Here is a 7,106-nt window from a genome sequence, read left to right as displayed (position 1 = left end):
TGCTAGTTTTTGCTAGCTTTTTCTATCCTTCAATCAATGGAATTGATTGGGTTTTATTTGGTGTGCTGTTTAGTTTTCAAAGATCGATGATGTTATTTGGTATTTATTTCTTCGCGTTTTTCGCGACAACGAATAATATCTTATCACATCTTTTTTGCTTTGTCAACACTTTTTCGATTTTATTTTTTCATCCAATCTGTAGCATTTGTGGATGAGCTTGTCAAATCGTGTCGACAAATGTCATTATAGCAAAGAACAGATCTCTTTGTCAATACTTTTTTTAAAGAACTTTTTCAAAATATCTTTTACATTAAATAACACTATATAGTTCAAGTTTTTCTTAACTTTGACTGACGAAGATGTATTTTATCATTAATTATTCCACGTGTCAATAAGTTTTATGCGAATTATTATCCATATGATATCTATTTATACTGTTAACGACATGTTCTATCATCGTACATATTCCTGTGTAAAATGAGGAAATAATATACTTAAATCAATATAGGAGGTAAGATAATGTCTAAAGTTAAATCAAAGAATCCGGATCCTACCCATACTTCAAGAAATCAGGATAAACAGAATCATACCAATAATCCAAAAGATTTATTATTGGATACGGAATCCGCACAGGAACTAATGACATTTAAAACAGATAAGAAACATAAGCAGCAATAAAAAAGGATGGGGTCACCCATCCTTTTTTATTGCTGCTTATGCTAAAAAGAATCACCTAAGTTATAAATCTGCTTCCTTTTTATAAAAAAATGTTTTAATTGGGGTTAAAGCATATTTATGAGACAATATTATTTGCTCAGTGCTTCCTACAAATAATACGCCACCAGTTTTTAAAGATTTATTAAACTTCTTATAAATTTCATCCTTTGCCTCTTCTGTAAAATAAATCAGTACATTTCTGCATATAATTAAATCACATTGATCCGGATAAGGATCTTTTAATAAATTGTGCTGTCTAAAATCGATACATCGTTTTAATTCATCAGAAATCTTATAAGATTCACCTGTTTTCTCAAAATATTTTGATAAAAACTCTTTAGGAACACCTTCGATACTTTTTTTGTTATATAAGCCCATTCGTGCTTTTTCTAATACTTGTCTGTCGATATCGGTAGCCAATATTCTAATCTTAGATAAAGGAAAGAATTTAGTCAGAAGCATGGCTAAAGAATATGGTTCATCTCCTGTTGAACAAGCCGCACTCCATATCTTTAAAGAAGAGGATCTCTTCAATAAATAAGGAATCACTTCTTTTTCCAACACTTCCCATTGTGGAGGATTCCGAAAAAATTCCGAAACATTAATCGTCAAATAATTAATAAACTCATTATAAAGTTCTTTATTGGTTTTTAAAGCCATAACATAAGGCTCATAATCGTTATAATTATTTTTTTTGATCAAAGCATCTATCCGGCGTTTCATTTGTCTCTCTTTATAACTATTCAAATCAATTCCTGACATCCGTAATATCTCTTTTTTAAAATCTTCATATGTCTTAATCATGAAAAATCTCCCCTAAACTTAAAATATCATCACTAAGGGATAAGAAAATAACTATCAAAATATACTACTCTTCTGAAACATTAGTTTCTTCTGGCTGAACCTCTGCTTGCTGAACTTCCGCCTGCTTTTTGCTTAAGCTAATCTTCTTCTCATCCTTATTGATCTCAAGAACTTTTACGTCAATAACTTCTCCCAATTTAAGCTCATCTTCAGGCTTAACCACATGTTTATTAGCAATTTGAGAAATGTGAACCAATCCATCTACTCCGGGTTCCAATTCAACAAAAGCACCAAAGGGCACCATTCGAACAACTTTACCTTTAACAATAGAACCAACGGGATATTTTTCTTCTATTTTAAACCAAGGATTGCTTTTTTCATCTTTTAATGTCAAAGATATTTTTTCCTTATCTTTATCAATTTTCAATACAGTTGCTTCTACTTCCTGACCTACCTTAAGAACTTCTTCAGGATGTTGAATTTTCTTCCAGGACATTTGTGAAATATGGATCAGACCATCTATTCCACCTAAATCAATAAACGCACCAAAGTTCGTAATATTTCTTACAGTTCCTTCTACCTTTTGTCCCACTTCAAGCGAATTGAATATTTCTTCTTTTTTCTTTTTAAATTCTTCCATATAAATTTGCTTATGGTCGCCTACTACTCTTTTTCTTTTTGCATCAATTTTAGAAACTTTAAATTCTATGTCTTTTCCGATCAATTGATTTAAATCTTTACTGTATTTTGAACCTAATAAAGAAGCAGGTATAAATACTCTTACTTCATGAGATATGGCAATTACACCACCGTTAACTACTTCTACAACTTTTCCAGTTAAAATGGTACCTTCTTCATAAGCCTTTTTGACAGTTTCCCATCCCTTTTGAGCATCTACTCGTTTTTTCGATAATTCAACAATACCTTCGCTGTCATTTACTCTTAAAACATATACATCTATTTCGTCCCCAAGCTTAACCACATCTTTTGGACTCAAACTTGAATCATTGGAAATCTCAGACTTTGAAATAATTCCATCAGATTTATATCCCAAATTAACGGATACTTCAGAATCCGTAACATGAATAACCGTTCCTTTTACAATTTGGCCACTTCTTAATGTAACAAAAGACTGATTCAACAATTCTTCAAAACTTTCATTGCCATGATTTTCTAAATCGTTCATTGCTGTAATAACCTCCTTTATTATACGAGCAGGAGTTGAGGCCCCTGCAGTTATTCCAATTTTATCATTAGAATTAAATTTATTCAACTCTAAATCTTCCAGCGTCTCTATATGATAAGTTTCTTTGCAAAATTTTTTGCAAATTTCGTATAATTTCTTTGTATTAGAACTGTCACGACCACCAATTACAATCATTTTGTCAACCATTTTTGCAATTTTTACTGCTTCCTGCTGTCTATCAGAGGTCGCTTTGCATATTGTGTTAAAGCCTTCTACTTCATACTGATGATCTTTAAGGGCTTTTAATATACTTTCAAATCTATCTTCCCTGTAGGTTGTCTGAGACACTAAACAAATCGGTTTAGTCTTTGAAAGATTCAATCCTTCTAAATCTTCTGTCTTTTCTACAATTATTGTTTCACCATTGCTCCATCCTGATATTCCTTGAACTTCTGGATGCTCTCTATCCCCTACAATCATCACTTGATACCCTTTTTTCGAATATTCGTCCACAATCTTATGGATTCTTTTTACATAAGGGCATGTTGAGTCAATGTAAGTCAATCCCTTTCTGTTGATGGTATCATATACATCTTTTGAAACCCCATGGGATCGTATAATAATGGTCCCTTCTTCCACTTCATCAAGAGAATTCACTGGAATAACATTTTTTTCTCTTAACTCCCCTACTACCTGAGGATTATGTATAATAGGGCCATAAGTATATAAAGGTTGTTGACCTATATTCTTATACACAGAATCCACTGCACGATTTACACCAAAACAAAATCCTGCAGTATGAGCTACAATAATTTCCATTATTCTCCTCCTTAAATTGTGTCATCGTTATTAATGTCGTATTGCTTAGGGATTAAGGAAATAATTTGATCTACAACCTCTTGTATCGTTTTTCCTGTTGTATCTACTTCAACAGCATCCTCTGCTTTTCTTAGAGGAGAGCATTCTCTGCAGGTATCATTTTTATCTCGTGCTTCAATCTCTTCTTTAATCTTACTCAGACTGCATTCTATGCCTTTTTGCGTCAATTCTTTATATCTTCTGCTGGCCCGTTCCTCTACACTGGCAGTAAGGAATATTTTTAAGTCAGCATTAGGTAATACATACGTACCTATATCTCTTCCATCCATGACAACTGAAGCGCTTTTGGCAAGATTTCTTTGCAATTCTACCATTTTAACACGCACAGCCTGAATCGTAGCAACATCTGAAGCGCCCTGGGAGATTTCCTGAGTACGAATTATATCTGATACATCTTCATCGTTTAAAAATATTCTTTGCGTATGATCTTTATATAGAATTTTTATTTCTATTTGATTTAAAATCTTTTCAACATTGTCTTTATCAGTACATTGTATGCCATGCTTGATACAATATAGTGCTACTGTACGATACATGGCGCCAGTATCTACATATATAATATTTAGTTTTTTGGCTATCATTTTAGCAATTGTACTTTTACCAGCTCCTGCGGGTCCATCAATTGCTATTGAAAAATACTTCATCTTTCTTCCTCCCTATTCTGTCAAAAACATTGCCCACCCTGATTGGAATAAAATTTTTTACTTTAGCAAATCCGGTCTTAGCACTGTTGCTTTCTTTAAATACACATGCTTCATCTGATCTTGTGTCTTTTCTGTTTTAATCTGAACCATCACTCGTATGCACATTTTTAAACTGTTTTGAACTTTCATTTCTTGAAAACACATCAGTCCTGCATGAATGATATTTAACTTTCTTGCTGCAACCGCAGGATATGCAGCATCAATATCATCTGTTGCAGTAAAAATAATAGATATTATATCCTCAATTTTGAGATTGTTCCTGGCCATGATTTCTTGTAAAAGAATTGTAGTATTTTGAAGAATATCTTCCTCTGTGTTTTTTTCTATTGTAATTGCTCCTCGTATTACAGCTACAGACATAGTTGATTTCTCCTATTTCATAGTATTTAAATGGCATCGGTCATTTAATGAGCTTAATACCCATTTGCCCGTATCCTTTTGGTCAAGTATAGAAAGCGATGTATTTCCTAGCCAAAAACTTTTGTAAAAAGATAAATCCAGTTCTAATAAAGTCATAATCAGAACTTTTAATATTCCCCCATGGGAAACAATAACAACCTTTTGATGATCATGATTTGAAGTGATGATTTCTACTGCTTTTTTTACTCTCATTTGGACCGCTTCCATAGATCCTTCCCCTGGAAATGGATATTTATGAGGCTCCATAAAAAATCTCTTATAGTCATCCCCATATATTTCCTCAAGCTCAGTCATCGTATAACCTTCCCATTCTCCGAAATTAATTTCCCTTAACTGGGGAAGGGTTCGGACTTCCAAATTCTTCTCTTTGGCAATACTTTTTGCTGTAACGAAAGCTCTTGATAAATCAGAAGCATAAATCGCATCTACTTCATAATCTTTCATCCTGGTCGCAATAGCTTGTGCCTGCAATTTACCGACAGAACTTAAAGGAATGTCTGTAATCCCTTGATATCTATTTTGAACATTCCATTCAGTCTCTCCATGTCTTATTAAATAGAATTTTGTCATGTGTTCACCCTACTTTTTATTTAATGAATAAGTTAAATTCAAGTCTTCATCTTCATTGTCATACACTTGGTATTCTGTCCAAATTTTTTCGAGTTTACTTAATGTTTCTGATATTTCATCTTTCTTCTTTAAACTGATGGCAACAATTAAAGCATTAAGTACACTCATTGGAGCCACCAGAGAATCTACAAAAGAAGCCATATCACTTCTGGCCAGCAAACTGTAAGTGGCATATTGTGTCATTGGAGACAGTGGACTGTCTGTAATAGTGATCACTGTGGCATTTTGTGATTTGGCAAATTCCATTGCCTTTAAAGTACGTTTTGAATATCTTGGAAAACTAATTCCTATAACAACATCTTCAGAACTCAATTTATGAATTTGCTCAAACATTTCACTTACACTGTTTGTATGGATTAATTTCACATTATCAAACAGCAGATTGAAATAAAATCCTAAAAAACTGGCCAAAGCAGCGGAACTTCTAACGCCTAATATATATATTTTTCGGGCATTAAGAATTGCATTTACAGATTCATCAAAAACCTGTTCGTCAATTTCTTCCAAAGTATATTTAATTTTATCTGCATCCGATTGAAGCACATATCTTAATACATGTTGATGCTCTAAACGATCGGATGCAACTTCCATCCTTTGAACAGCAGTAAGTCGATTCTTTACTAATTCTTCTAATGCCCTCTGCAGTTTTGGATATCCATCATAGCCTAATTCATTGGCAAATCTAACTACTGTTGACTCGCTAACTCCCACAATACTGCCTAATTTAGCAGCAGTTAAAAACACTGCTTTATCGTAATGATTCAAAATATAATTTGCAATCAATTTTTGACCTTTACTGAGCTTAGGCAGACTACTTTGAATTCTCTGAATTAAATCATTCTTTTTATGCATGTCGTTCCCTCACATCTTGTAATAATTAATTTTCATCCATTTGAATGAACAAGTAAAAGATATTTCATAACATTATTATATATAAAAAATCAATTTTTACAAATAATATTATGTAAAAAGAAGAAGTCTGATTTAATCTCCATGAACTATGTATTAAAAATAAAATTAGTATTTATTATTACAGTTGAATAGTCGGGCAAAGTTTTTTCTGCTAATTTTTAGAAAAATGAATGGTGGAGCTGATTTTCTTGATTCAAATAGATGATGCTGGCAGTGGCAGCTTAATTGGAGGAACAATCATTGGAATGTATCGTATTGAAACAGGAGAATATTTCGATGAAGTCATCCCTCTGAAATATTATTCAAAAGCTAATATGAAGAAGAAGGCTTATCTGAGATATGTAGTGAAAATAGTCCAAAGAGGCTTTAAGAAATTAAATGTAAGAAAAGATGAACCAATAGAAATCTGTAGAGGCTATATGTTTGACGAGTTAAGAAAATGGCTGGATGAAAAAAATTATATCTGGAAAAATACAGTTATAACAGGTCCTTTGCAGGAAAAAGTAGAAAAAAGTTTTGAAGAATATGTAATTTCATTAGGATTTCCTGAAGCATTTATAAAATATACAAAATATCCTTTTCATTTTCACCGCATTTTAAAATGGGTTTATGCAGACTATGATCACAGAAGGCTTTTATGTAAAGTCGGCTGGAAAAGCTGGGAAAAATACGGAAGACTTCCTTTAGAAATTGAATATGATTATCTTCCTTCAAAAAGAGAATATTACTGCCTTAGATGCGGTAAAAAACTAAAACATTCTGAAAAGGTTAAAATTATTAAATATGAAAGTAATCGTCCCAATCAGATCTTTCTTCATAAACACTGTTAAAAAGGAGTTTTGAAAAACTCTTTA

General features: G+C 32.5%; 8 protein-coding genes. 2 read left to right on the top strand and 6 right to left on the bottom strand.

What is annotated here, in order from left to right; translation table 11 throughout:
• The first annotated feature begins 519 nt into the window (after positions 1–519).
• Positions 520–678, top strand: coding sequence for a hypothetical protein (locus JOD07_RS12010; protein WP_158741588.1), 159 nt, complete (start codon positions 520–522; stop codon positions 676–678).
• Positions 679–738: 60 nt separating this feature from the next.
• Here the strand turns inward: JOD07_RS12010 and JOD07_RS12005 are convergent, their stop codons facing one another.
• From JOD07_RS12005 to JOD07_RS11980, 6 genes are all read right to left on the bottom strand, one after another.
• Entirely contained in the window at positions 739–1,521 is a 783-nt protein-coding gene (locus tag JOD07_RS12005; protein WP_204614115.1) for a CheR family methyltransferase, read from the bottom strand.
• Between the two features lie 64 nt (positions 1,522–1,585).
• Complete coding sequence (locus JOD07_RS12000; RefSeq protein WP_204614114.1) at positions 1,586–3,526, bottom strand: bifunctional 4-hydroxy-3-methylbut-2-enyl diphosphate reductase/30S ribosomal protein S1; 1,941 nt, start codon at positions 3,524–3,526, stop codon at positions 1,586–1,588.
• Between the two features lie 11 nt (positions 3,527–3,537).
• On the bottom strand, positions 3,538–4,230 hold the full coding sequence (cmk, locus tag JOD07_RS11995) for a (d)CMP kinase (RefSeq protein ID WP_158741585.1): 693 nt from the start codon (positions 4,228–4,230) through the stop codon (positions 3,538–3,540).
• 57 nt (positions 4,231–4,287) lie between these two features.
• On the bottom strand, positions 4,288–4,650 hold the full coding sequence (aroH, locus tag JOD07_RS11990; protein ID WP_158741584.1) for a chorismate mutase: 363 nt from the start codon (positions 4,648–4,650) through the stop codon (positions 4,288–4,290).
• Between the two features lie 12 nt (positions 4,651–4,662).
• A complete protein-coding gene (locus tag JOD07_RS11985) occupies positions 4,663–5,280 on the bottom strand; it encodes a histidine phosphatase family protein (RefSeq protein WP_158741583.1) in 618 nt (205 codons plus the stop codon).
• Positions 5,281–5,289: 9 nt separating this feature from the next.
• Positions 5,290–6,192, bottom strand: coding sequence for a MurR/RpiR family transcriptional regulator (locus tag JOD07_RS11980; RefSeq protein WP_158741582.1), 903 nt, complete (start codon positions 6,190–6,192; stop codon positions 5,290–5,292).
• Positions 6,193–6,425: 233 nt separating this feature from the next.
• Between JOD07_RS11980 and JOD07_RS11975 the strand changes: the two genes are divergently transcribed.
• A complete protein-coding gene (locus tag JOD07_RS11975; protein WP_330636304.1) occupies positions 6,426–7,082 on the top strand; it encodes a hypothetical protein in 657 nt (218 codons plus the stop codon).
• The last annotated feature ends 24 nt before the right edge of the window (positions 7,083–7,106 follow it).

It is taken from the genome of Defluviitalea raffinosedens (genome assembly GCF_016908775.1).
Taxonomy (GTDB): domain Bacteria; phylum Bacillota; class Clostridia; order Lachnospirales; family Defluviitaleaceae; genus Defluviitalea; species Defluviitalea raffinosedens.
Note: the sequence above shows the minus strand (reverse complement) of the source record. Positions and strands in the feature narration are given on the sequence as shown.

What these genes read in the sequence shown, in the direction of transcription:
- JOD07_RS12010 (WP_158741588.1), top strand. Translation starts at nt 520, where the DNA reads ATGTCTAAAGTTAAATCAAAGAATCCGGATCCTACCCATACTTCAAGA.
- JOD07_RS12005 (WP_204614115.1), bottom strand. Translation starts at nt 1,521, where the DNA reads ATGATTAAGACATATGAAGATTTTAAAAAAGAGATATTACGGATGTCA.
- JOD07_RS12000 (WP_204614114.1), bottom strand. Translation starts at nt 3,526, where the DNA reads ATGGAAATTATTGTAGCTCATACTGCAGGATTTTGTTTTGGTGTAAAT.
- cmk (WP_158741585.1), bottom strand. Translation starts at nt 4,230, where the DNA reads ATGAAGTATTTTTCAATAGCAATTGATGGACCCGCAGGAGCTGGTAAA.
- aroH (WP_158741584.1), bottom strand. Translation starts at nt 4,650, where the DNA reads ATGTCTGTAGCTGTAATACGAGGAGCAATTACAATAGAAAAAAACACA.
- JOD07_RS11985 (WP_158741583.1), bottom strand. Translation starts at nt 5,280, where the DNA reads ATGACAAAATTCTATTTAATAAGACATGGAGAGACTGAATGGAATGTT.
- JOD07_RS11980 (WP_158741582.1), bottom strand. Translation starts at nt 6,192, where the DNA reads ATGCATAAAAAGAATGATTTAATTCAGAGAATTCAAAGTAGTCTGCCT.